This is a genomic window from Frischella japonica (genome assembly GCF_014489845.1).
In the GTDB taxonomy this organism is placed as follows: Bacteria; Pseudomonadota; Gammaproteobacteria; order Enterobacterales; family Orbaceae; genus Frischella; species Frischella japonica.
Genome location: NZ_JABURY010000008.1, coordinates 35,165 through 57,777, shown reverse-complemented (window position 1 = coordinate 57,777; position 22,613 = coordinate 35,165). Strand labels below are relative to the sequence as shown.

The window sequence follows — 22,613 nt, the reverse complement described above, 5'->3', positions numbered from 1 at the left end:
AGGTAGATATAAATGGACGAAAAAAACTACGAGAAATGGCTGCAGAGCTCGCCAAAGGCATAAAAACTCAGGAAGATTTAGGTAAATTAACGGGGTTTATGAGCAATCAGGTGATTGAAACGGCGTTAAATGAAGAAATGGCGCAGCATTTAGGTCATGAAAAACATCAGAAAAAACGAGGTATCAATACTCGTAACGGTTATAGTAAAAAACTGTTATAAGTGATGATGGCGAGTTAGAGCTTGCCATTCCACGAGACAGAGGAAGCAGTTTTGAACCTCAGCTGGTTAAAAAGCATCAAACACGCATTGATAAAATTAATCATCAAATTCTCTTTTTATATGCCAACGGCATGACGACAAAGGAAATTACCAACACATTCAAAGAGATGTATGATGTTGATATCTCTCCAACTCTGATTTCTAAAGTGACAGATTCAGTAAAAGAGCAAGTGGTCGAATGCCAAAATCGTCCGCTTGAGAATCTGTATCCAATTGTTTATTTGGACTGCATAGTGGTCAAAGTGAAACAAGATGGAAGTATCATCAATAAATCCGTTTTTCTTGCGCTAGCCATCAATGTGGAAGGTAAAAAGGAACTGCCTGGCTTATGGATGGCAGAAAATGAAGGTGCTAAATTCTGGCTGTCAGTACTCACAGAACTTAAAAATCTAGGTATCGAAGATATCTTAATCGCTTGTATAAATGGGTTAAAGGGCTTTGCAGATGCGATTAACGGAGTGTATCCAGATACTAAAATTCAACTTTGTATCATCCATATGGTGCGCAGTAATCTGAAATTTGTGAGTTGGAAAGATTACAAAGAACTCACCAAAGATTTAAAGATGATTTATCAGGCTTCAACCGAAGAACAGGCATTATAGGCACTCGCTCATTTTGAGGAGATTTGGGATGATAAGTACCCGTATATTGGTCAATCCTAGCGCAGGCATTGGGAAAATCTCAGCACCTTCTTTGTTAATACTAAGGATATTCGCAAAGCGATTTATACCACCAATGCAATAGAGTCTTTGAATAGTGTTATTCGTCATGCTATCAAGAAACATAAGGTATTCCCGACGGATGACTCAGTTAAAAAGGTCATCTATTTAGCGATACAACAAGCATCTAAAAAATGGACAATGCCAATTCAAAACTGGAAGAGTGCGATGAATCGATTTATTATAGAATTTGGTGACAGAATGACTCGTCACCTCTAACTGGCAAATACACAAAATCTAGGATAGGGTCAAAAATAGATCACCTAATTGGGATAGCCGATTGTTTAATTAAGGCTAAAAAGTATTGCTTTGAGCTATGAAACTTTTGGTAATATAGTGCCAATGGTTATAGGTTTTTGCGTTATATGGGTGAGTACAAATCAACTATGCATGTTTTACGATAATTTTAATTTAGTATTTACTGGTAGCATATCCACAATATTTTTGATCGTACAGACTGTACTGTGGATATCAATTGATTTGTATAAACAATTGAAGTTAAGAATTAAAAAAATAAAACAATATAATTTTAATTTGATAATATTTATTCTAAGTTTATTCATTTCTCCCATTTTTAATTCTTCAAAACATGGTATTTCTAGTTTGCTAAGTTTAATAATAGCGTTCATTTATTGATAGATTAGTTAATGTAAATAGAAGAGATTATGATACATTAAGTTAATGTGATTAAATGATATATTATTCAGATTATTGAACTATTTTTATAAGATATGTATCTCGCTGAGCTTTCTATATCAGGAAAAACTTTACTTTCATTAATATTGATTAAATCTAATTCTTGTAAGATTTTTTTCCGATTATGAATTTTTATTCTTTGAATTTCTATATGTTCATAGTCAAAAAAGTATTCATCTATCAAGTTATAAAATTCTTCAGATCCTAGTCCCTGATATCCATCCCACGGAATCTCCCAGTCTTTTGGCATATCTGAAGCATCGTCGAGGAGTGAAATTTTTTTTACTATATTTTTATTGATGAGAAGTAATCGATTATTTAATGTGTCAAAAGATAAGATATTATTTTCTTTACTTGGTTCATCATTACTTAAGATTGTTTCAACTCTATCAAATGTAGAATTAGTTATAGGATACCATTTAATTATATTAGAATTATATAAAAGAATACCTATATGTCCCCAAAAATAATCAATAGTTTCGTTGAAGTTCCATGGACTATAATCTGTAGTTGCAATTGACTCATCACTTAAAATATCGTAAACGCTTGTACCAAAAATAATTGCAAGATCTCGTATTATTTTTAATTCAGGTTGAGCTTTATTTAATTCCCAGTTTTGGACATCTTTGGTTGTTACGCCCAACATATAAGCTAAATCTTTTTGTGTATAGTTACATTGTTTTCTTAATATTTTAAGTTTTTCCATAAAAATAAAATTATTATTCAAATATATATAATTATGGGTATAAATTACACAAAATACAAGTCATTAAGTATAGGTGGGAATTATAATTGGTGGTGGAGCTGGCGGGAGTTGAACCCGCGTCCGAAATCTCTACATCCTCGGTACTACATGCGTAGTTTGTCTTTAAATTTCGCCTACCTGCTGCGGACAAACACGCTACCGATAGACTAGCTTGATTAAGTTTAATGCTTCCGCCCCAAGCAAGGCTTCCACACGATCTCGTTTGGGTTTGACTCCTCTTGATCCCCGTCCTACGAGCGGAGGCTAGGGAGAGAAGGCTCTATGCAGGTTATTAAGCTGCTAGTGCGTAGTTTTCGTCGTTTGCGACTATTTTTTTGCGGTTTATTTACGAGGCCTACCGCACCTCGGCATGCACCTTGGGTTTCGCAAATCCCGTCGAATCCAGAATCAGCCCCAAAATGGTAAACTCATTATACTCAATTTTAGCGTTTTAAACTAGATAATTATTGATTATTTAATTTATTCAACAAAAAGTCACGTAAAATGATCGCATGATTATGTTCATGATCTGGACTGCTATAAAGTAACATAATCGTTTTACGTCGTTTTAATAATGTAATTAATGTCGATACAACCGGCTTTTTTTCAAGCTCTTGCCAATATTTATGATAAAAAAGCTGCCATTGATCAGAATTGGCATGATACCAGCGGCGTAGCTCATGGCTTGGAGCAATATCTTTTAACCAAATTATCCCTTGTAAACGTTGTTTGGTAATACCTCGTGGCCATAATCGATCCACTAGATAACAATATATATTGGATAATGGGATTGGATCGTAAACGCGTTGTAATCTAATTTGTGAATGCATCATTATATAAATACTGTGTCATAAAAAAACCGCATCTTAATAATAATTGAATGCGGTTTGATTCGTACCAAAAATATTAGCGTTTAATATCTTCTTGCGTATAAATTAAAGTGGTATTACCGGATCTTAAAACTAATTGATCACCTCGTTTATCAACCTTAATACCACGAATAAACATTCTACTGATTTCAGCATCTAACATATTTAAAGCTGTTTCACTACAAATTGCCCGCGTCATAACTAGGTTATCAGCATGTAAAATACCATTACGGTAAGTCGCGATACCATTAAAGTTATTACACATCTTTCCGACCACTTTAAGTCTGTCACTTTGAGCTTGTGGATAGAATTCAATTACTGGTGGAGCTGTCACGGTTAATACATTTGATGTTGCAGTCGTTAATACAAAACGATGTCCCGCTAAATCGTCCGTATAGGTTTTATTACTAGTACAAGCCGATAATAGTGCCGTGGTACCTAATACTGCACAAATTGTCGCTAACTTTTTCATTTAATACCCCTTATCATTTAACCCATTAAATTTAAAATATTGAATTTAATCAAGTAATTAAATCAATATTAATAACTTAACATAAATCGGATAATCTGTATCTATTTGATATAATGTTATTAACTATCAATAATTTAAAATAATTGAAGGTTTTTCTATAATTATAAACATTAGGATACTTACCAAAATAACTCATTATAGGGATGATGAATAAGATGTATGAGTAACTGATGCCAGTTACTCTGGTTCAAGAAGTCATTAAAAAAGGATAAAAATAGCGTTAACGATTAGCATTCTTCATAATACGTGCTTTATTAACCTGCCACTCACGATCTTTTTCATCAGCGCGCTTATCAAATTGTTTTTTCCCTTTGGCAACACCAATTTTTATTTTAGCCCACGCATTTTTCCAATATAAGGATAAAGCAACCACAGTATATCCTTCGCGATTGATTCTACCGAATAAAGAACTTAACTCTTTTTGATTTAATAACAATTTACGCGTTCGAGTAGGATCACAAACCACATGACTAGATGCAACACTCAAAGGCGTTATTGTTGCACCAAAAAGCCATGCTTCACCCTCTTTAAGTAATACATAACTGTCACTAATATTTACTTTACCAGCTCGTAGCGATTTTACTTCCCAGCCTTGTAAGGATAACCCTGCTTCTATTTCTTCTTCAATGAAATATTCGTGGCGAGCGCGTTTATTTAGTGCAATTGTAGCCGAACCCGACTTATAAAATTTTTTCTTTGCCATAATATACGTATTATAAATTTACATGCTACTATATGCTACAACTTTTTAAAGCTAATTAATATTTTTAAATTTATGACTCGTGTTTATCAAGAAATCAATGAACCTTATTCTGCTGCGCAGATGTTTGAATTAGTTAATGATATTAATGCATATCCTCAATTTGTTCCAGACTGTATTGACACGGGTATTCTCCAACGTGAAAACAATCTTATACTCGCTTATATTGAAATTGAAAAAATGGGTTTTAAAAAGCAATTCACTACCATAAATCGACTCGATGCGCCAAATCGAATTGAGATTTCTTTAATTGACGGACCATTCAAACATTTAGTTGGAACTTGGACTTTTACCCCAATTTCTGTTGGACAATGTAAAATAACGTTTGATTTAACTTTTGAATTTAAAAATAAATTACTCGATGTTACTTTTACCCCAGTTTTTAAAGAGATTATGAAAAATATGGTGGTCGCTTTTACCGATCGTGCTAAACAACTTTATGGCAAAAAATGAACGATGATGATTAATATCCAGCTTATCTACGCTCTGCCTGAGTGTCCTACAATAATTGATTGTCAAATGACTAAAGGAGCAAATGTTTTACAAGCAATTACCGAATCTAACATTCTGGAAACTTGCCATATCACTTTAGAAAATCATAAAATTGGTATATATGGTAACCTGGTTGATTTAAACTATATATTAAATGATGGTGATCGCATTGAGATTTATCGACCATTAATTAATGATCCTAAAGAAATAAGGCGTAAGCGAGCTAATGCCAGTAAAATATAGTGAATTAAAAATGGAACTATCCCAACAACATCAATCAATTATTGATGGAATAGAAGCGGTTTGTAAAAAACGGAATATCAAACTTACATCACAACGAAAAATTGTGTTAGCTATTATGTTAAAATCTGAAAAAGCAATGAGTGCTTATGAGCTTTTAGACTTACTAAAAATAGAAGAACCGCACGCTAAACCACCTACTATTTATCGCGTTCTTGAGTTTTTATTAGAACAGGATTTTATTCATAAAGTTGAGTCATCAAATAGTTATGTAATATGCCCACACTTCAATCAATTAGATCACATTTCAATCCTAATCATTTGCGATAATTGCAAACAAATCACTGAAAGCAACAGTGAACAAGTAGCCGATACACTTAAAGCATTAGCCAAACAACAACAATTTCAGATCAAACATAGTGTAATAGAAATTCATGGTTTATGTCATACATGCAAATTAATCACACAATAACTACTGAATTTTTATGACAATATTAATTATCTTATTATGGCTAGCTAATTTATGTTGTGATACGATTGGCCAAATTGCTTTTAAATATGCTGCTATTTCATCACATAATCGGATTGATTTTGATTATTGGCGAATATTACTGTTTAATCGCTGGCTATGGCTTGGGATAACATCTTATGCTATCGGATTTTTATTATGGATTGCCTTTCTCAGTTATATACCATTGTCACAAGCAATCTTACTTGGTTCAGCAAACATCATTACCATTATGATTTTTGGTCACATCTTATTCAAAGAAAAGCTTACTTTTTTCCGGGTACTTGGAGTGGGGTTAATTACTGCTGGTGTCATTATTGTAGGAATTGGTTAATGAAAAAATACTATCCGATCGGTTTTCTGTTTTTACTCTTTTTTGATACCTTAGGACAAACTGGCTTTAAATTCAGCGCTAATTATGCTGAGCCTGTAAATTACTCTTTCGCTTGGGTTATGCGTATATTGACCAATAAATGGATATATATGACTTGCATTAGTTACCTCGGGGCATTTTTAACCTGGATGATTCTTCTAAAAAAAGTACCAGTAGGGCCAGCCTTTGCAGCATCACGATTACAAATTATTACTGTGATGTTTGTTTCACATTATATTTTTAACGAACCACCAAAGCTAAATCATATTTTAGGCGCTATTGTTATTCTCTGTGGCGTCTTTTTTTTAGCCTTAGCCGAAAAAAAACTGGCTAAAAATAAAGAACAAATAGATTAACTTGATTTATAAGCAAAATACTTGTTAATGAGTAATTATGTTGATTTGTTTATACCTATGAAATTATAATGTAAAAACAGCAACATCACATTGATTGCCTTTTCAGGTTCTTATATTTTTTATTATTGTAAAATTATCACTATTTAATCTGATAATGCCTAACGAAGCTATGAACTGATGAACAACTAACTGTTACGTCTAATCTTATATTAATTAACTCCTCTATGCGTTTTCATCTGCGTTTAAAATTGCATGTACATTATCTCTCGCATTATTTTCTGTGTAGCCTAGATCGTTCATTAGTTGCGTTATTTTTCTTTTGTGTTACCCTTTTCCGTTCTTAATTATCTGCCGTATAAACAATTTCAAACCTATGGGCTTTTATTGAGTTAAATAAACCTTTAAGTTACCGTTTTGTGCATTACTAAATTATACTATCAAGGTATATTACGGTATAGATAGCCCCTATGTTAGTTCGGGTGCAGAATAGTTGAGTTGGGTTAATTTAGTGATTGTTTTTTGTTATTAAAGTTAGGTAAGATATTGATATGGCATTAAAAATTACATCAAAATGCATAAATTGTGATATGTGCGAACCAGAATGCCCAAATGATGCAATTTCCATGGGATTTGATACCTATGAAATTGATCCGGCAAAATGTACTGAGTGTGTTGGTTATTATTCACACTCAACTTGCCAAAGGGTTTGCCCTATTAATCATGCGATTATTGTTGATCCTCAACACATTGAAACACATGAAGAATTGCTGAAAAAATTTGAGCAATTAAAAAAAACCAATTAACATTCTTTTACAGCGATACGTAGCTCTTTAGGAATTTCAAAGACGACATTTTCAACAATACCATTCATTTCAATTAATGTGTTAAAACCTAATTGATTTAAATGAACAATCACATCATTAACAAGCACTTCAGGTGCGGAAGCACCTGCGGTGACACCGACTACTTTTACATTGTCAAACCATTCTGTTTTAATATCCGAACTAAAGTCAATTAGATAAGCGGACTTACCTTCACGACTAGCTAGTTCAGCTAATCGATTAGAGTTTGATGAATTCTTTGAGCCAACAACTAATACAATATCCGCCTGCTGAGCTAATTCATGCACTACCATTTGCCGATTAGTTGTTGCATAACAGATATCATTTTTACGCGGACCACGTATCGCAGGAAAACGGCGATATAGTGCTGCAATAATTTCAGCCGTATCATCGACTGACAATGTCGTTTGAGTTGTAAAGCAGAGAAATCCTTCATTTTTAACATTTAGCGAGTTGACATCATCAACCGATTCAATAAGATAGATTCCACCTTCACTATTACTATACTGCCCCATAGTACCTTCAACTTCTATATGTCCAGCATGACCGATTAGAATCACCTCTTCACCACGATTACTCGCTCTCGCAACTTCCATGTGGACTTTGGTGACTAACGGACAAGTAGCATCAAAAACTTTCAATCCACGCTGTTTGGCTTCTGCTTGAATTGCTTTAGAGACACCATGAGCAGAAAAAATCAATATAGATTGCTCAGGCACATCTTTGAGATCTTCAATAAAAATCGCACCCAACTCTTTTAACCGATTAACCACATAACGATTATGAACCACTTCATGTCTTACATAGATTGGCTTACCAAATAAAGCTATTGCTTGTTCAACGATACTGATTGCACGATGAACTCCTGCACAAAAACCACGAGGGTTAGCAAGAATGACTTTCATCATTATCTCCTGATTTATCACGATTTTTAAAGCGGACAGTGATAAAAATATATATCGCTATACCTAGGCAAATCGCACAATCAGCAAAATTGAAAGTTGGATAATGCCATGACCCAAAACTAACATCGAGAAAATCAATCACAAAGCCATGATATAGGCGATCAAATAAGTTACCTATAGCACCACCTAAAATTAAAGCTAGCGCAAAACTCTCTGATTTTTTATGATTACCATTTTTATATAATACATAAGTAATATAACTACTTATTATAATAGCAATTGCTGCTAAAAATGTTCGTTGCCCTTCAAGAATACTAAATGCCGCACCAATATTTTGCGCATATGTAATAGAAAAGAAAGGCAATACATTGATTGACTCATAAAGTCGAAAATTATTATGAATCAAAAATTTACTCGATATATCTATGATAAATATAACAAGGGATAATAATAGCCAAGCTAAACCAGATGCATTTTTTTGATTTTGATTCATACCCTATCTCTCTGAATAAAAAAGGCAAGGTCAACCTTGCCTGAATAACAATAATTCAATTAACACTTAAGCAAATTTACGAACTTCACCAATACCGTGAATATTAATATCACAACGTTGACATAAATGCGTCACCGGATCGTTATTAACGGTATAATGCCAACAACGTGGACATTTATCCCCTTCAGCTTTTGTCAAAACAATTTTTAAACCGTCAATTTCCGTTGCTAAACTATTAGCTGGAGCCTCAGTTAATGGTTCAACCTGTGCTTGTGAAGTCAATAAAACAAAACGTAATTCATTTTGTAACGATTCGAGTGCGGAAAACAGTTGATCATTAGCATACAATGTTACAGCAGCTTCCAATGATCCACCAATTACTTTATCATTACGTCCTTGTTCTAACACCTTATTAACTTCACTACGAATATTAAGAATTTGATTCCAATATTGGCTATTCATTTTTTCACTGTCTGCAAGTGAGAATAAACCTGAATACCATTCGTCGGCAAAAACAAATTCATTTGCATTATCACCAGGTAAATACTGCCAAATTTCGTCAGCCGTGAAAGATAATACTGGGGCAATCCAACGTACTAGAGCTTGCGCAATATGATACAACGCTGTTTGACAACTATGACGTGCTACACTATCACTCTTGGCTGTATACTGACGGTCTTTAATGATATCTAAATAGAATGATCCCATCTCAATAGAACAGAACTGCATGATACGTTGTACCACTTTATGGAAGTCATAATTTTCATAGGCTTCAATAATTTCGGCTTGTGCTTCTTTGGCCGCACTCACAGCCCACCGATCTAATACTACCATATCTTCTGCATTAACTAAATCCGTCTTAGGATCAAAACCATTAAGGTTTGCAAGTAAAAATCGTGCCGTATTACGTATACGTCGATAACTATCAGCGGAACGTTTTATGATCTCTTCAGAATAAGCAATTTCACCTGAATAATCGGTCGAAGCAATCCATAATCGTAAGATATCTGCCCCTAATTTACCCATGACTTCTTGAGGTGTGACAATATTGCCTAATGATTTAGACATCTTGCGCCCCTGACCATCGACAACAAATCCATGAGTAAGAACTTGCTTATAAGGTGCTTTCTTATCTATTGCTGTTGACAACATCAATGATGACATAAACCAACCTCGATGTTGATCGGAACCTTCCAAATACAAATCCGGCGCATTACCATTAAATTCTGGACGAACATTAACCACTGAAAAGAATGTAGATCCTGAATCAAACCACACATCTAATGTATCAGGAATTTTGCGATAATCATCGGCATCTGGGCCTAACAGATCTTTAATATCGGCATCCCACCATGCTTGAATACCACCTTTTTCAACTAATTCGGCAACTTTTTCAATTAATGACAACGTATCAGGGTGTAATTCATCCGTTACTTTATGAACGAATAATGTCATCGGAACCCCCCAGGTACGCTGACGAGAAATACACCAATCTGGTCGATTTACCACCATTGACTCAATACGTGCTTGTCCCCAATCAGGAATCCAACGTACTTGTTTAATTTCCCCTAATGATTGTTGCCGTAAACCTTGTTTGTCCATGCTGATAAACCATTGTGGAGTAGCTCGGAAAATGATTGGGGTTTTATGACGCCAACAGCATGGATAGCTATGTTCGATATTCTCAAAATGCAATAATGCCTGATGTTGTTGAAGAATTTCAATAACCACTTTATTGGCTTTAAATACAAATAAACCATCTAAACCAGCCCCAGTACCCGGTAAATAACATCCATTGCCTCCAACCGGATTGGCCACTTCAAGACCGTATTTTTGACCAACGATGAAATCTTCTACACCATGGCCCGGCGCTGTATGCACTGCGCCGGTACCCGCATCAACCGTAACGTGATCACCAAGAATAGCAGGTTCGTCAAAATCAAGGAATGGATGTTTGAAACGTAGCAATTCTAATGCATTACCTTTACAGCTCGCTAAAATTTTCCAGTCGCTGATCGCAGCTCTTTGCATTACAGCCGTTACTAAATCTGCGGCCAAAATTAAACATTCTTGACCATTGACTTCAACTAATTGGTATTCAACTTCAGCATTTAATGCAATACCGCGGCTAGCGGGTAATGTCCAAGGCGTAGTTGTCCAAATCACAGCATAAATCGGTAAATTGGTTTGAATATCAAATTTGCTTGCCACAGCTTGATTATCCACTGCCTTGAATTTAACATCTATTGCAGGTGAAGATTTATCATAATACTCAACTTCAGCTTCAGCCAAAGATGACATACAATCAGTACACCAATATACAGGTTTAGCCCCTTTTACTACATGACCGTTCGCCACAACTCTACCCAATGCGCGAATAATATTGGCCTCAGTGTCATAGTTCATGGTTAAATACGGATTATCCCACTCACCAATAACCCCCATACGAATAAAATCGGCTTTTTGAATGGCAACTTGCGATGCAGCATACTCACGGCAAATATTGCGAAATTCGGCAGCAGTTACCTTCTCACCTGGTTTACCAACTTGTTCTTCTACTTTTTGTTCAATCGGTAATCCATGGCAATCCCAACCTGGAATAAAAGGCGAATCATAACCAGTTAAGGTCTTTGATTTGATAATGATATCTTTAATAATTTTATTAACTGCATGACCTATATGAAGTTTACCGTTTGCGTAAGGAGGACCATCATGCAAAATAAAGGCTTTTTTACCTTTTTTTACTTGGCGAATTTTACGGTAGAGTGCCTTATCGTACCAATTTTGCAACATCGCCGGTTCACGTTTAGCCAGATCACCGCGCATTGGAAAGCCGGTTTCCGGTAAATTCAATGTATTTTTATAGTCTGTCATGTTATTTAATTCCAAATTATTATGACTGAATGAATAAATTAAACTAGGTTAAAATGGTTGTTGCCCATTGGAACACTGTTTACGATTAATATCTGCTTTGATCACATTTTAAGTGATCAAAAGTATGCCCCAAAGGCATCATATACTGTCTAACAAAATTATTGCATAAATTTTGCCTGAATCTGTTTAGCGATGCAAATATCTTGTGCAATTTGTCTTTGTAATGCTGTTAGAGAGTCAAATTTAAACTCGTTACGAATCTTTTCGATAAACTCAATAGCTAAGCAATGACCATAAATATTTCCACTAAAATCAAAAATATTCACTTCAAGTATTGCTGTAGTGCCATTAACCGTAGGTCGAATACCGATATTAGCAATGCCATAATATTGCTGCCGCGAATAATGATCGCTAATCTTAACAAAATAAACCCCATGTACAGCCGGTTTTCTGCGATTTAACCAAATATTTGCCGTGGGAAAACCTAATTGTCTGGCTAATTGATTACCATGCACGACATAACCTTGAATAACATAAGGACGACCGAGTAATCGTGAGGCCAAATTAAAATCATCATTAGCTAATGCCTTACGCACTGCAGTGCTACTAACACGTAGCTGATCAATAATATAAGTTGACATACATACCAACTCAAAAAATGCTTTTTCGGCATAGTCTTGCAATAACGCAACATTACCTTGTCGATGTATCCCAAAACAAAAATCATCACCCACGATCACATACTTGGCATTCAACTGTCTAATTATTCCTTGTTCAATAAATTCAACCGCCCCCATATTGGCAAAATGTTGATTAAACGGAATTACTAAAAGATAATCAATATTAAATGATTGCAGCAATAAATATTTTTCACGAAAAGAGGTTAAGCGTGGCGGTGCTTTATCAGAACCGAAAAATTCTAATGGCTGAGGTTCAAATAGCATAACTACCGTTGGTAAATTTAATTTTTTACCTTGTGTTACTAGTTGATTAATTAACTGTTGGTGCCCTAAATGTAAGCCATCAAAATTGCCCAATGTCAATACACACTGCGTAAATTGATTATTTAAATTAGCGAAACCGCGAATGATTTTCATGAATATGTGTTATTAAACCCAAGTAGCCAAAGATTATACCAATCTTTGGCAAAGATGCACACAACATAAAACAAGCTTTATAGTGTTTAGTCTTGATTTTTAATCAATAAAAATGCTGGTGTTTTTTGAATTAAGAATGACAAAATTTACATATATCTCTATTATTACCAAAAAATTCTACAATAAGGTAGCTCTTTTGCTCGTTGTTTATATTTTTCATTTTGTTCTTTTGGAATAAAAAATCTGTTTCTTTCTATCTCATCACACTCTTCAACCGCATTTTTAATTTGTTCTGCTTCTTCTTTTGAAATTCGATAAAAAACAGTGTTAAATATACCAATTGATGAATAACCTTCATCATCATGAAATTTCACTCGATTAGATATGCCAAGTAACATTTCTGAATTATAACTTAGTCCGTTAATTAAATCCTGTGACTCAGTTAATTTTTTCATAGGAATAGTATTACCATCACCATATACATAATTTTCATTAATAAAAAAAGAATCACCCTGCTTATTAATTTCGACAATATTGGCTCTAGTTGCAACGCTTCTAAACTGTGGTGTTCCTTCCACCCAAAAACCAATAAAATTATCATAATCATTATCGCTAGCAGAACACGCTGTGATTAACAATGCTAACAAAATCGAGATTAAATAGCGCATCATATTTCCTGATCTTTATTTTTAGTTATGATTTAGAGCACGTAAAAACTCTTGCCGAGTACTGGGGTTGGTTTTAAAACCGCCACCAAGCGCTGTAGTCGTTGTTATACTATTTGAATCTTTAATACCTCGTGCTTTTACACAATAATGAGTAGCGTCGATTGACACTGCCACATTGACAGTTCCCAATAAAGTTTGTAATGCCACTAAAATTTGTTGTGTCAGTCTTTCCTGAACCTGTGGGCGTTGCGAAAAAAATTCGACGATACGATTAATCTTAGATAAACCAATCACTTTATCTTTCGGTATATAAGACACTGTTGCTTTACCATCGATGGTAACAAAATGATGCTCACAAACACTGGTTAAGGTTATATCCCTCACAGTAATCATTTCATCAACTTGCATTTTATTGGCAATTAACGTGATCTTAGGGAAATTGTGATAATCAAGTCCAGAAAAAATTTCATCAACATACATCTTTGCAACACGATGTGGGGTTTCTTGCAAACTATCATCTGACAAATTTAATTGCATCAAATTCATAATTGCACGAAAATGGCTTTCTATCTTCGCTTTACGCTCACTGTTCGCCATTTCATTACTACACATTGGTGTTTCAAGATTTCTCATTGCTAAAGCAGCCTTGACTTTTTGTGCTTCAACACTTAATTCACACATAAAATTACCAAATTGAACGAAGATTTGCACTATTATATACCGATACACGGAAAAGTTGCAAAATGCTGTTCGCTAATTTTCTAGATTTTATAACACTATTTACATGAACATTAGAATGAAATTATGGGATAAAATTATTCCTTAATGACATATAGCAAACAACAACTATTGATTACAGTCTGGTCGCCATTTGACAATTTTTCGTATAAAATTAACACCAATATTACCTAGAGATCTCTGCTATGAAGAAAATTTCCACTCTCGTTTTATCTGGTTTGATAGCGTTGCAATCAACCATTTCTTTGGCTGCGAGCAATAATATTAATCTACCTGATATTGGTACTGCAGCTGTTGCTACCTTAAGCATTGGTCAAGAAATTGAAATGGGCGATTATTACACTCGTATGTTACAGGCTAGCACACCTATTATCGAGGATCCAATGATTAATGAATATATTAATTCATTAGGTAATAAATTAGTTGCTAAAGCGGATTCGGTACAAACACCATTTCATTTTTATGTAATGAAAAGTAATGTTCTTAATGCATTTGCCTACTTTGGTGGCAATGTAGTTATTCATTCAAAGTTGATTATAGATACCGATACCGAAAGTGAATTAGCATCAGTAATGGCACATGAAATTGGTCATGTTACACAGCGACATTTAGCCAGAGCAATGGAAGCGCGCAGTCAAAATAGCCCTTATATATGGGGAGCAACTTTAGGAGCGATTTTGTTAGCATTAGCCAATCCTGACGCAGGAATGGCTGCCATCACGGGAACAATGGCGGGATCAGCACAAAGTCAAATTAGTTTCACTCAAAGCAATGAACAAGAAGCAGATCGCGTTGGTATTAGAACATTGACGCGTGCAGGTTTTGATCCTCATGCATCGGCTGATTTTTTACAGAAATTGGCCGATGAAACGCGTTTTATGTCCAAACCCCCTGAAATGTTATTAACCCACCCATTACCAGATAGTCGACTATCTGATATTCGCAATCGCTCAAATCAATTTGCACCCAAATCCGTTGCATCTTCATTAAATTATTATTTAGCCAAAGCGCGCCTAGTCATTTTATTAGGTAATAACAAAAATGCCATGCAATTACTTATCCAAGATTATCAAAAACGAAATAATCCACAAACTCAAATTGCACTCATATATGCCGATGCTTTATGGGATTTAAAAATGGCTAAATTGACGAGCGCTAAAAATAAACTACAACCATTACTCAATAGTGAACCCAATAATCCATGGTTTGTTGATCTCATGACGGACATTGATTTAGAATCAAATAATAGCTCTGTAGCTATTGAACGCATTACAAAAGCGTTGAAAACTTATCCGAATAATAAGTCATTACAGATTAATCTTGCCAACAGTTATATTGCAGCTAAGCAAAATACTAAAGCAATTAGCTTATTACATCGTTATACCCTAAAAAACGCTGACGATATTGTTGGCTGGGAATTACTTGAACTTGCTTACAGAGGGCAACGACAGCGTGCACAAGAGATGTCAGCCAGAGCAGAAATTTTAGCATTACAAGGTCAATTTGACCAAGCTATACGGTTATTACAAAATGCCAAAAATATCACTCAAGGCAATGCTATGAGCAATGCCCGAATTGATGCTCGCATCAGTGAATTACAGCAATTACAAAAACGTTATGCTAATTATCAACACTAAACTATTTTTGAGTAAACTACCATGATTGGACCTATTATTAACGGCGCCGCTATTATAGTTGGCGGTTTAATTGGTGCCTCTGTTGGCAAAACCATTCCTGCTCGCGTGCGTGAAGCCTTACCAATGACTTTCGGTTGTGCGGCAATTGGCATTGGAGTGGCATTAATCACCAAAATACACACCATACCTGCCGTGGTATTAGCTTTATTAATAGGTTCATTGATTGGCGAACTATTACAGTTGGAGCGCGGTATTGAAAAATTATCTTTGAAGTTACGACTGTTTTTTGATAAACCAAATGCTAAGCAACCGCTTATTACTTCACATGAAGATTTTATCGAAAAATATGTTGCTTTAGTGGTATTATTTTGCGCAAGTGGTATGGGGATTTTTGGCGCATTAACTGAAGGTATTTCCGCCGATCCCTCTTTATTAATTGCTAAGGCGTTTCTTGATTTTTTCACGGCTATCATTTTTGCAATTACATTAGGTTATGCGGTATCACTGATCGCAATTCCACAATTTTTAATTCAAGCAGCTCTCTTCTTATTAGCTAGCGTCATTCAACCACTTATCTCAGATTCAATGTTTGCTGATTTTTCAGCCTGTGGCGGAATCATCATGTTAGCGACCGGTTTTAGAATCTGTAATATTAAACTATTTCCAGTTGCCAATATGCTATTTGCGCTTATTATTGTCATGCCAATATCAGCAATATGGTTAGATTTTATTTAAATAAATGCAACAATACAAAAAGGTGCAATATAAAACAGCACCTTTTATTTATTACTAAAACATTAAATTCAACCTGCCATATGGGTCACATCATTATAATATTTAACATGATATCGACCTTTCTCGCCATCACCTTGATAATTGACTAAACTAATGCTGGTATTCAAAATACGTGGAAAATGCTGGTCATCCCGATGCTTACGCCAATCGCCACCGTTTAAAACACATAGCAAAATACGTAATGCTGTAGCATGTGATACAACTAAAATATTACCATTATCTTGTGGCGCATGCTTAACAATTTCATCTAAACTTTGTTGCATACGATTTAATACATCCAAATATTTTTCACCCTGATTACTTAGACCTTGATAATGCTCAGGATCAGATAAATACTGCTGAAACTCCGCTAATTTTGATAATTCTGGCACGTGTTGCCCTTCCCAACTGCCAAAATCCATTTCACTTAAACCGGCTAAGGTATTAGTTGGCGTGTCAACAAGATTCTCAGCTAAAATATAATCACGGGTATCTATCGCCCGAGGCAAAGGACTAGAATAAGCAGCAATAAACGGTGTATCTTTCAAATATTTTCCAGTTATTTTAGCCCCTAAAACCCCATTCTCAGTCAAAGGGGAGTTACATGAACCTTGCATTCTGTCAGCAATATTCCATTGAGTTTGTCCATGTCGAACTAAATATAAATTCAAATTTTTCATTTTTGTGTCTCTTAAATGTCCTGTTATATGGCTTATTGATTGAGATAGGAATCTTAACTATTTAAATGAACTTTTATGCGCCCGTAAAAAAGTCAAACATTGTTGTAAAGTATCATCTAATGGTGCACTCAATTGCATGACTTCTAGCGTTTTAGGATGAATAAATCGTACGTGACTTGCATGCAAAAATAATCGATTTAAATCGGTTTGGTTCAACTGGTAATCAAAAGCTTGATCACCATAACGATTATCAAATGCAATAGGATGGCCGGTATACTGGGTATGCACACGAATTTGATGTGTACGTCCCGTTACCGGGCTAGCTTTTATTAACGTGGCAAAACCAAATCGTTCTTCGACTTTGAACCGAGTTTCAGCAGGTTTACCTTCTTGATTCACCTTAACTATCCGTTCACCGCTTTTTAACAAATTCTTCAGTAATGGTGCTTGTACCACTTTACATTCTGAAGGCCAATCCCCTTTAATTAAAGCTAAGTAATCTTTTTGCATTTGTTTAGCTCTTAATTGTTCATGTAAGGCTTTTAAAGCTGAACGCTTTTTAGCAATCATCAATACTCCTGATGTTTCACGGTCAATACGATGAACCAGTTCTAAGAATTTTGCATATGGGCGCAGTGTACGAAATGCTTCAATCACTCCAAAACTCAAGCCACTACCACCATGTACCGCAATTCCTGATGGTTTATTGATAACTAATAATGCATCATCTTCATACAAAATGGCCTTCTCTAAATTAGCAATTTTTTGTAATTTCGGTGAAAAATTTACTTGCGTTTTTTCTGCCGTTCGTATAGGAGGTATGCGCAATTGATCAGCAACTTTTAATTTATATTCAGGCTTAACACGTTTTTTATTTACACGCACTTCACCTTTGCGTAAAATACGATAAATCAAACTCTTAGGTACACCTTTTAAATAAGTAATAAGAAAGTTATCAATACGTTGACCTTCATTTTCATCTGAAATGATAACGAATTGCACTTTTAATTGAGAGATTGGTTCTGTCAAGGCCATAATTTCTTATAATTCCATCGAGATAATAATTTACTTTGTTCCAAAATAAACTAAACTAGCTTATTTATAGAACTTAATAAGTATAATCTTACTTATAATAGAGTTTAATTATAACCGAATAACGAGGAAATAGAAGAGTATGTTTTATTTACTTAACCAATATTCTAAAGGTAAAGTTGCTTGGTATTTATTAGTTTTTTCAGTGGTTATTCTCCAAGCTGTGGCAGTATATTTCCAAATTACTCTTTATCTTGAACCTTGTTCGTTATGTATTTATCAACGAATTGCTCTGATTGGTATTCTATTTTCTGGCATAGTTGGTTTTATAGGTAGTAAAAATTTATTCTTTCGTAACGTTGCAATATTAGGATGGCTTTTCAGTGCATATAAAGGTTTCGATCTGGCATACTTACAAGCTCGTTTACAATTTGCACCACGTATCTCAGATAGCTGCTCATTAGGTGTGCGTTATCCTAAATTTTTACCGCTTGATGAATGGTTGCCAATAATATTTAAAGCCACAGACCAACCCTGTAGCAAAAAGGTTTGGTCATTCTTAACGCTAGAAATGTCACAATGGATGATGATTATTTTTTGCTGTTATCTAATAATTGGTACGCTGGTTATGTTATCTCAAATGGTGAGTCCACCAAACACTAACACTATCTGGAAAAATTAAACAAATAGTAAATTGTTAAATTATCGATTATAGTGGATGATTTTGAAAATAAGTGATAAATCATGTTATTGGAATATTTCCCACCCACTGATCCGTGGTTAACCATTTTGTATCAAGATGACCATATTGTTGTGGTAAATAAGCAACCAGGAATCCTCTCGGTTTCTGGTAATAAACCGCAATTTCAGGATAGTATTATCTATCGATTGCAACAAAAATTTGGTTATGTCGAATCTGTACATCGCTTAGATATGGCAACAAGCGGGATTATGGTTGCAGCGTTGTCAAAATTAGCCGATCGCGAAATTAAAAAACAATTTCGGGAACGCACTCCGAAAAAACGTTATATTGCTAAAGTTTGGGGACATATCGAGCATGATAGCGGTGAAATTAATATTCCATTAATTTGTGACTGGCCAAATCGCCCTCGGCAAATGGTCGATTATGAAAATGGTAAAAAAGCTTTAACCCATTATCATGTGCTGAGTCGTCATGAAGATAATACGACAAGGGTAGAATTATTACCTTATACCGGACGTTCGCACCAATTACGTGTTCATATGCAAGCGATTGGTCATCCCATTTTAGGGGATAAATTTTATGCTACCCCTCAAGCCTTTGCTATGGCACAACGTTTACTATTGCATGCACAAATGTTAATGATTAATCATCCCAAAACAGAGGAAAGCATGACTTTTAGCTGCGAACCCGAATTTTAACGATTAACTAGGAAATATTTGATGAAAAAAATCGTACTGGGTACAAATAACCAAGGCAAGGTAAAAGAATTACATAATCTTTTACTCGATTCAGGCTTCGATGTCATCGCACAAAGTGAATTCAATGTCCCTGATGCTGATGAAACTGGACTCAGCTTTGTCGAAAATGCGATTATCAAAGCTCGCCATACGGCAAAACTTACTGGACTACCAGCAATTGCTGATGATTCTGGGTTAGCAGTTGACGCATTAGGAGGTGCCCCTGGCATTTATTCTGCACGTTATGCTGGCGAGCATGGTAACGATAAACAGAATATTGAAAAATTACTCGATGCTTTAAAAGATGTACCTGATGAGAAGCGCAATGCCTACTTTTATTGTGCTTTAGTGTTTATGCGCCACGCTAACGACCCAACACCAATAATCTGCTTAGGTAAGTGGGTAGGTAAAATTTTACGTAGCGAACAAGGTCAAGGTGGATTTGGTTATGATCCGGTATTTTATGTGCCAGAATTAGGTTGCTCAGCTGCCGAAATATCTCGTGAACAGAAAAGTCATATTTCACATCGCGGCCAAGCGTTACAACAACTATTGACACAATTAAACATAACATCGTTTGCTTAACAAACATTTATGTCAAAAATTCGGCGGCATAACGCCGCCCTCTTCATCATTATAATTAATATCACTATTAAGACAATGAAATAAAACTACTTCTCAGCTGTTTGATTTCATCGCGTAGTACCCCTGCCCGTTCAAATTCTAAGTTTTTAGCCGCTTCATACATCATCGCCTCTAATTCACTAATGCGAGCTTGAACATCTTTCGCAGATATATAATCATAATTTTTACCTGGTTCAAACGCTTGAATCTTGCTGGTCGATTTTTTAGTACTTAAGCCAGCTTCTAATACATCAAAAATCTCTTTTTTTACTGATGTCGGTGTAATACCATGTTGGGTATTAAAATCTTGCTGTTTTTGGCGGCGACGTGAGGTTTCTTCCATTGTTTTTTCCATCGCTGGTGTAATTTTATCAGCATAAAGAATAGCTTTACCATGTTGATTACGTGCAGCACGACCAACTGTCTGGATCAATGAGCTAGTTGAACGTAAAAATCCCTCCCGATCAGCATCTAATATTGCGACTAACGATACTTCTGGAATATCTAATCCTTCACGCAACAAGTTAATCCCAACTAAGACATCAATTTCACCTAACCGCAAATCACGGATTATTTCCATACGCTCGACGGTATTAATATCAGAATGTAAATATTTTACTTTAACGCCATGTTCTGACAGATAATCCGTTAAATTCTCTGCCATTTTCTTAGTTAATGTAGTAACTAATACTCGCTCATGTTTTGCCATCCGCTGTTTAATTTCTGATAAGAGATCATCAACCTGAGTGGCAACAGGACGTACTTCTATAATCGGATCAAGTAACCCTGTCGGACGCACGACTTGATCGATCACTTCACTACCCGATTTTTCTAATTCATATTTTCCTGGTGTAGCTGAAACATAAATCGTTTGAGGCATGATCTTCTCAAACTCAGTAAATTTTAACGGCCGATTATCTAACGCCGACGGTAATCGAAAGCCATATTCGACTAAAGTTAATTTACGAGAACGATCACCATTATACATAGCACCTAATTGCGGAATTCCCACATGTGATTCATCTATAAATAATAAACCATCGGCTGGTAAATAATCAAAGAGTGTCGCCGGGGGTTCCCCAGCTCTACGTTGAGCTAAATAACGTGAATAGTTTTCAATTCCTGAACAATAACCCAATTCTGTCATCATCTCAATATCAAATAATGTGCGCTGAGTTAAACGTTGCTCCTCAAGTAAACGATTTTCCGCTAATAAGATCTTTTGTCGATCCGTTAACTCTTGTTTTATCTCTGCTACTGCATTATCTAAAATGTTGCGTGGGGTAGCATAATGGGTTTTGGGATGTACTGTAATACGCGGTAGTTCGTTAACAATACTTCCCGTCAAAGGATCAAATAAAGCTATCCTTTCTACCTCATCATCAAACAACTCAACCCGCACGGCTAACGTATCGGAATCCGCAGGGAAAATATCAATCACATCACCACGGACCCGAAATGTACCACGACTAAAACCAGTATCATTACGTTTATATTGCATATCTGCCAATCGATTTAAGATCGCCCGTTGATCGGTTATTGTTCCCTTTGAAAGATGTAAGATCATCGCCATATAGGTTTCTGGTGCGCCTAAACCATAAATCGCCGACACAGAAGCAACGATCACCACATCACGTCTTTCTAGTAATGATCGTGTTGCTGACAAACGCATTTGTTCAATATGCTCATTGATCGACGCATCTTTTTCAATAAAAGTATCGGTGGTTGGTACATAGGACTCTGGCTGATAATAATCATAATAAGAGACAAAATATTCCACCGCATTCTCTGGAAAGAAAGCTTTCATTTCACCATATAATTGTGCTGCTAACGTTTTATTTGGTGCCAAAATTACCGTAGGTCGATTATGCGTCGCAATAACATTAGCCATAGTGAACGTTTTTCCCGAACCGGTTACGCCCAGTAATGTTTGATGAGCAATTCCGTCTTCTAAATTCTGATTTAATCGCTTAATTGCTTCTGGTTGATCACCGGCCGGTTTAAAATCAGAACACAATTTAAAATTTCGCATATCGTTTACCTTAACTTACTATCAATAAAACCTATTAATAAAAAATTATCCCCAAAAGGACTTGACCTTTTTAATTTATATATATCTGTGTTAAAAATCTGAAAAACAAGTATTACAAAGCTGTAATGAACCTCTTGATTTATTGTAACTAATTGATTTATAAGTATTTTTTATTTTATGTCTAGATTCTAAACAAATTAACGCAA

At 35.3% G+C, this 22,613-nt stretch carries 24 protein-coding genes, 1 other RNA gene and 1 pseudogene; 12 read left to right on the top strand and 14 right to left on the bottom strand.

The window, feature by feature from the left end:
• Positions 1–35 precede the first annotated feature (35 nt).
• Positions 36–1,219, top strand: a pseudogene (locus FcAc13_RS04020) (IS256 family transposase).
• 484 nt (positions 1,220–1,703) lie between these two features.
• Here FcAc13_RS04020 and FcAc13_RS04015 read toward each other — a convergent pair.
• From FcAc13_RS04015 to smpB, 5 genes are all read right to left on the bottom strand, one after another.
• Complete coding sequence (locus FcAc13_RS04015; protein ID WP_187754920.1) at positions 1,704–2,402, bottom strand: helix-turn-helix transcriptional regulator; 699 nt, start codon at positions 2,400–2,402, stop codon at positions 1,704–1,706.
• Positions 2,403–2,492: 90 nt separating this feature from the next.
• Positions 2,493–2,857: a transfer-messenger RNA gene (ssrA, locus tag FcAc13_RS04010) on the bottom strand.
• A gap of 48 nt (positions 2,858–2,905) precedes the next feature.
• Complete coding sequence (locus tag FcAc13_RS04005) at positions 2,906–3,274, bottom strand: DUF488 domain-containing protein (protein ID WP_220679144.1); 369 nt, start codon at positions 3,272–3,274, stop codon at positions 2,906–2,908.
• A gap of 73 nt (positions 3,275–3,347) precedes the next feature.
• Positions 3,348–3,782 (bottom strand): META domain-containing protein, encoded by a 435-nt coding sequence (locus tag FcAc13_RS04000; RefSeq protein WP_187754919.1) that lies wholly within the window; start codon positions 3,780–3,782, stop codon positions 3,348–3,350.
• 280 nt (positions 3,783–4,062) lie between these two features.
• A complete protein-coding gene (gene smpB, locus FcAc13_RS03995; RefSeq protein ID WP_187754918.1) occupies positions 4,063–4,545 on the bottom strand; it encodes an SsrA-binding protein SmpB in 483 nt (160 codons plus the stop codon).
• Positions 4,546–4,617: 72 nt separating this feature from the next.
• Between smpB and FcAc13_RS03990 the strand changes: the two genes are divergently transcribed.
• From FcAc13_RS03990 to FcAc13_RS03965, 6 genes are all read left to right on the top strand, one after another.
• Entirely contained in the window at positions 4,618–5,055 is a 438-nt protein-coding gene (locus FcAc13_RS03990) for a type II toxin-antitoxin system RatA family toxin (protein ID WP_187754917.1), read from the top strand.
• 3 nt (positions 5,056–5,058) lie between these two features.
• The gene (locus FcAc13_RS03985; protein ID WP_187754916.1) at positions 5,059–5,337 is read left to right on the top strand and encodes an RnfH family protein; all 279 of its coding nucleotides are present in this window, start codon (positions 5,059–5,061) and stop codon (positions 5,335–5,337) included.
• On the top strand, positions 5,321–5,806 hold the full coding sequence (zur, locus tag FcAc13_RS03980) for a zinc uptake transcriptional repressor Zur (RefSeq protein WP_187754915.1): 486 nt from the start codon (positions 5,321–5,323) through the stop codon (positions 5,804–5,806). The genes FcAc13_RS03985 and zur overlap by 17 nt, the downstream gene beginning before the upstream one ends.
• A 13-nt stretch (positions 5,807–5,819) precedes the next feature.
• A complete protein-coding gene (locus FcAc13_RS03975) occupies positions 5,820–6,176 on the top strand; it encodes an EamA family transporter (RefSeq protein ID WP_187754914.1) in 357 nt (118 codons plus the stop codon).
• Complete coding sequence (locus FcAc13_RS03970; protein WP_187754913.1) at positions 6,176–6,571, top strand: DMT family transporter; 396 nt, start codon at positions 6,176–6,178, stop codon at positions 6,569–6,571. The genes FcAc13_RS03975 and FcAc13_RS03970 overlap by 1 nt, the downstream gene beginning before the upstream one ends.
• A 548-nt stretch (positions 6,572–7,119) precedes the next feature.
• Positions 7,120–7,374 carry a YfhL family 4Fe-4S dicluster ferredoxin gene (locus tag FcAc13_RS03965; RefSeq protein ID WP_187754912.1) on the top strand — a complete coding sequence of 85 codons (255 nt, stop codon included), beginning with the start codon at positions 7,120–7,122 and terminating at the stop codon, positions 7,372–7,374.
• Here FcAc13_RS03965 and ispH read toward each other — a convergent pair.
• The 6 genes from ispH to folE all read right to left on the bottom strand — a co-directional run bounded on the left by ispH (position 7,371) and on the right by folE (position 14,131).
• Positions 7,371–8,318 carry a 4-hydroxy-3-methylbut-2-enyl diphosphate reductase gene (gene ispH / locus FcAc13_RS03960; RefSeq protein WP_187754911.1) on the bottom strand — a complete coding sequence of 316 codons (948 nt, stop codon included), beginning with the start codon at positions 8,316–8,318 and terminating at the stop codon, positions 7,371–7,373. The genes FcAc13_RS03965 and ispH overlap by 4 nt on opposite strands.
• Positions 8,299–8,811, bottom strand: a complete 513-nt coding sequence (lspA, locus tag FcAc13_RS03955; RefSeq protein ID WP_187754910.1) for a signal peptidase II — start codon at positions 8,809–8,811, stop codon at positions 8,299–8,301. Before lspA ends, ispH begins: the two co-directional genes overlap by 20 nt.
• 66 nt (positions 8,812–8,877) lie before the next feature.
• A complete protein-coding gene (gene ileS / locus FcAc13_RS03950; protein ID WP_187754909.1) occupies positions 8,878–11,685 on the bottom strand; it encodes an isoleucine--tRNA ligase in 2,808 nt (935 codons plus the stop codon).
• A 158-nt stretch (positions 11,686–11,843) separates the two neighbouring features.
• Positions 11,844–12,782: a bifunctional riboflavin kinase/FAD synthetase gene (gene ribF / locus FcAc13_RS03945; protein WP_187754908.1), complete on the bottom strand. Its 939-nt coding sequence runs from the start codon at positions 12,780–12,782 to the stop codon at positions 11,844–11,846.
• 164 nt (positions 12,783–12,946) lie between these two features.
• Positions 12,947–13,450 carry a hypothetical protein gene (locus tag FcAc13_RS03940; protein WP_187754907.1) on the bottom strand — a complete coding sequence of 168 codons (504 nt, stop codon included), beginning with the start codon at positions 13,448–13,450 and terminating at the stop codon, positions 12,947–12,949.
• 21 nt (positions 13,451–13,471) lie between these two features.
• Entirely contained in the window at positions 13,472–14,131 is a 660-nt protein-coding gene (gene folE, locus FcAc13_RS03935) for a GTP cyclohydrolase I FolE (RefSeq protein WP_187754906.1), read from the bottom strand.
• A gap of 242 nt (positions 14,132–14,373) precedes the next feature.
• On the opposite strand from folE, the gene bepA reads away from it, so the two are divergent.
• Together bepA and FcAc13_RS03925 are read left to right on the top strand one after the other, a co-directional pair.
• Positions 14,374–15,825, top strand: coding sequence for a beta-barrel assembly-enhancing protease (gene bepA, locus FcAc13_RS03930; protein ID WP_187754905.1), 1,452 nt, complete (start codon positions 14,374–14,376; stop codon positions 15,823–15,825).
• A 21-nt stretch (positions 15,826–15,846) separates the two neighbouring features.
• On the top strand, positions 15,847–16,560 hold the full coding sequence (locus FcAc13_RS03925) for a DUF554 domain-containing protein (RefSeq protein ID WP_187754904.1): 714 nt from the start codon (positions 15,847–15,849) through the stop codon (positions 16,558–16,560).
• 68 nt (positions 16,561–16,628) lie between these two features.
• On the opposite strand, the gene FcAc13_RS03920 is transcribed toward FcAc13_RS03925, so the two are convergent.
• Together FcAc13_RS03920 and rluC are read right to left on the bottom strand one after the other, a co-directional pair.
• Positions 16,629–17,279: a histidine phosphatase family protein gene (locus FcAc13_RS03920; RefSeq protein WP_187754903.1), complete on the bottom strand. Its 651-nt coding sequence runs from the start codon at positions 17,277–17,279 to the stop codon at positions 16,629–16,631.
• Between the two features lie 57 nt (positions 17,280–17,336).
• Positions 17,337–18,314: a 23S rRNA pseudouridine(955/2504/2580) synthase RluC gene (gene rluC, locus FcAc13_RS03915; protein WP_187754902.1), complete on the bottom strand. Its 978-nt coding sequence runs from the start codon at positions 18,312–18,314 to the stop codon at positions 17,337–17,339.
• A gap of 139 nt (positions 18,315–18,453) precedes the next feature.
• Here rluC and dsbB point away from each other — a divergent pair, with 139 nt between their 5' ends.
• Genes dsbB through rdgB form a run of 3 tightly spaced genes read left to right on the top strand, consistent with a single transcriptional unit; the run spans position 18,454 to position 20,336 of the window.
• Positions 18,454–18,993, top strand: coding sequence for a disulfide bond formation protein DsbB (gene dsbB, locus FcAc13_RS03910; protein ID WP_187754901.1), 540 nt, complete (start codon positions 18,454–18,456; stop codon positions 18,991–18,993).
• A gap of 59 nt (positions 18,994–19,052) precedes the next feature.
• A complete protein-coding gene (rluA, locus tag FcAc13_RS03905; protein WP_187754933.1) occupies positions 19,053–19,712 on the top strand; it encodes a bifunctional tRNA pseudouridine(32) synthase/23S rRNA pseudouridine(746) synthase RluA in 660 nt (219 codons plus the stop codon).
• Between the two features lie 21 nt (positions 19,713–19,733).
• Positions 19,734–20,336 carry an RdgB/HAM1 family non-canonical purine NTP pyrophosphatase gene (rdgB, locus tag FcAc13_RS03900; protein WP_187754900.1) on the top strand — a complete coding sequence of 201 codons (603 nt, stop codon included), beginning with the start codon at positions 19,734–19,736 and terminating at the stop codon, positions 20,334–20,336.
• 67 nt (positions 20,337–20,403) lie between these two features.
• Here rdgB and uvrB read toward each other — a convergent pair whose 3' ends face one another.
• On the bottom strand, positions 20,404–22,407 hold the full coding sequence (gene uvrB / locus FcAc13_RS03895) for an excinuclease ABC subunit UvrB (protein ID WP_187754899.1): 2,004 nt from the start codon (positions 22,405–22,407) through the stop codon (positions 20,404–20,406).
• Positions 22,408–22,613: the final 206 nt, after the last annotated feature.

Coding starts and splice junctions, on each gene's coding strand:
- rluC (WP_187754902.1), bottom strand. CDS start 18,314: ATGGCCTTGACAGAACCAATCTCTCAATTAAAAGTGCAATTCGTTATC.
- zur (WP_187754915.1), top strand. CDS start 5,321: ATGCCAGTAAAATATAGTGAATTAAAAATGGAACTATCCCAACAACAT.
- rdgB (WP_187754900.1), top strand. CDS start 19,734: ATGAAAAAAATCGTACTGGGTACAAATAACCAAGGCAAGGTAAAAGAA.
- FcAc13_RS03965 (WP_187754912.1), top strand. CDS start 7,120: ATGGCATTAAAAATTACATCAAAATGCATAAATTGTGATATGTGCGAA.
- ileS (WP_187754909.1), bottom strand. CDS start 11,685: ATGACAGACTATAAAAATACATTGAATTTACCGGAAACCGGCTTTCCA.
- FcAc13_RS03990 (WP_187754917.1), top strand. CDS start 4,618: ATGACTCGTGTTTATCAAGAAATCAATGAACCTTATTCTGCTGCGCAG.
- ispH (WP_187754911.1), bottom strand. CDS start 8,318: ATGAAAGTCATTCTTGCTAACCCTCGTGGTTTTTGTGCAGGAGTTCAT.
- FcAc13_RS03940 (WP_187754907.1), bottom strand. CDS start 13,450: ATGCGCTATTTAATCTCGATTTTGTTAGCATTGTTAATCACAGCGTGT.
- FcAc13_RS03920 (WP_187754903.1), bottom strand. CDS start 17,279: ATGAAAAATTTGAATTTATATTTAGTTCGACATGGACAAACTCAATGG.
- FcAc13_RS03925 (WP_187754904.1), top strand. CDS start 15,847: ATGATTGGACCTATTATTAACGGCGCCGCTATTATAGTTGGCGGTTTA.
- FcAc13_RS04000 (WP_187754919.1), bottom strand. CDS start 3,782: ATGAAAAAGTTAGCGACAATTTGTGCAGTATTAGGTACCACGGCACTA.
- bepA (WP_187754905.1), top strand. CDS start 14,374: ATGAAGAAAATTTCCACTCTCGTTTTATCTGGTTTGATAGCGTTGCAA.
- FcAc13_RS04005 (WP_220679144.1), bottom strand. CDS start 3,274: ATGATGCATTCACAAATTAGATTACAACGCGTTTACGATCCAATCCCA.
- FcAc13_RS04015 (WP_187754920.1), bottom strand. CDS start 2,402: ATGGAAAAACTTAAAATATTAAGAAAACAATGTAACTATACACAAAAA.
- lspA (WP_187754910.1), bottom strand. CDS start 8,811: ATGAATCAAAATCAAAAAAATGCATCTGGTTTAGCTTGGCTATTATTA.
- uvrB (WP_187754899.1), bottom strand. CDS start 22,407: ATGCGAAATTTTAAATTGTGTTCTGATTTTAAACCGGCCGGTGATCAA.
- dsbB (WP_187754901.1), top strand. CDS start 18,454: ATGTTTTATTTACTTAACCAATATTCTAAAGGTAAAGTTGCTTGGTAT.
- FcAc13_RS03985 (WP_187754916.1), top strand. CDS start 5,059: ATGATGATTAATATCCAGCTTATCTACGCTCTGCCTGAGTGTCCTACA.
- ribF (WP_187754908.1), bottom strand. CDS start 12,782: ATGAAAATCATTCGCGGTTTCGCTAATTTAAATAATCAATTTACGCAG.
- FcAc13_RS03970 (WP_187754913.1), top strand. CDS start 6,176: ATGAAAAAATACTATCCGATCGGTTTTCTGTTTTTACTCTTTTTTGAT.
- folE (WP_187754906.1), bottom strand. CDS start 14,131: ATGTGTGAATTAAGTGTTGAAGCACAAAAAGTCAAGGCTGCTTTAGCA.
- smpB (WP_187754918.1), bottom strand. CDS start 4,545: ATGGCAAAGAAAAAATTTTATAAGTCGGGTTCGGCTACAATTGCACTA.
- FcAc13_RS03975 (WP_187754914.1), top strand. CDS start 5,820: ATGACAATATTAATTATCTTATTATGGCTAGCTAATTTATGTTGTGAT.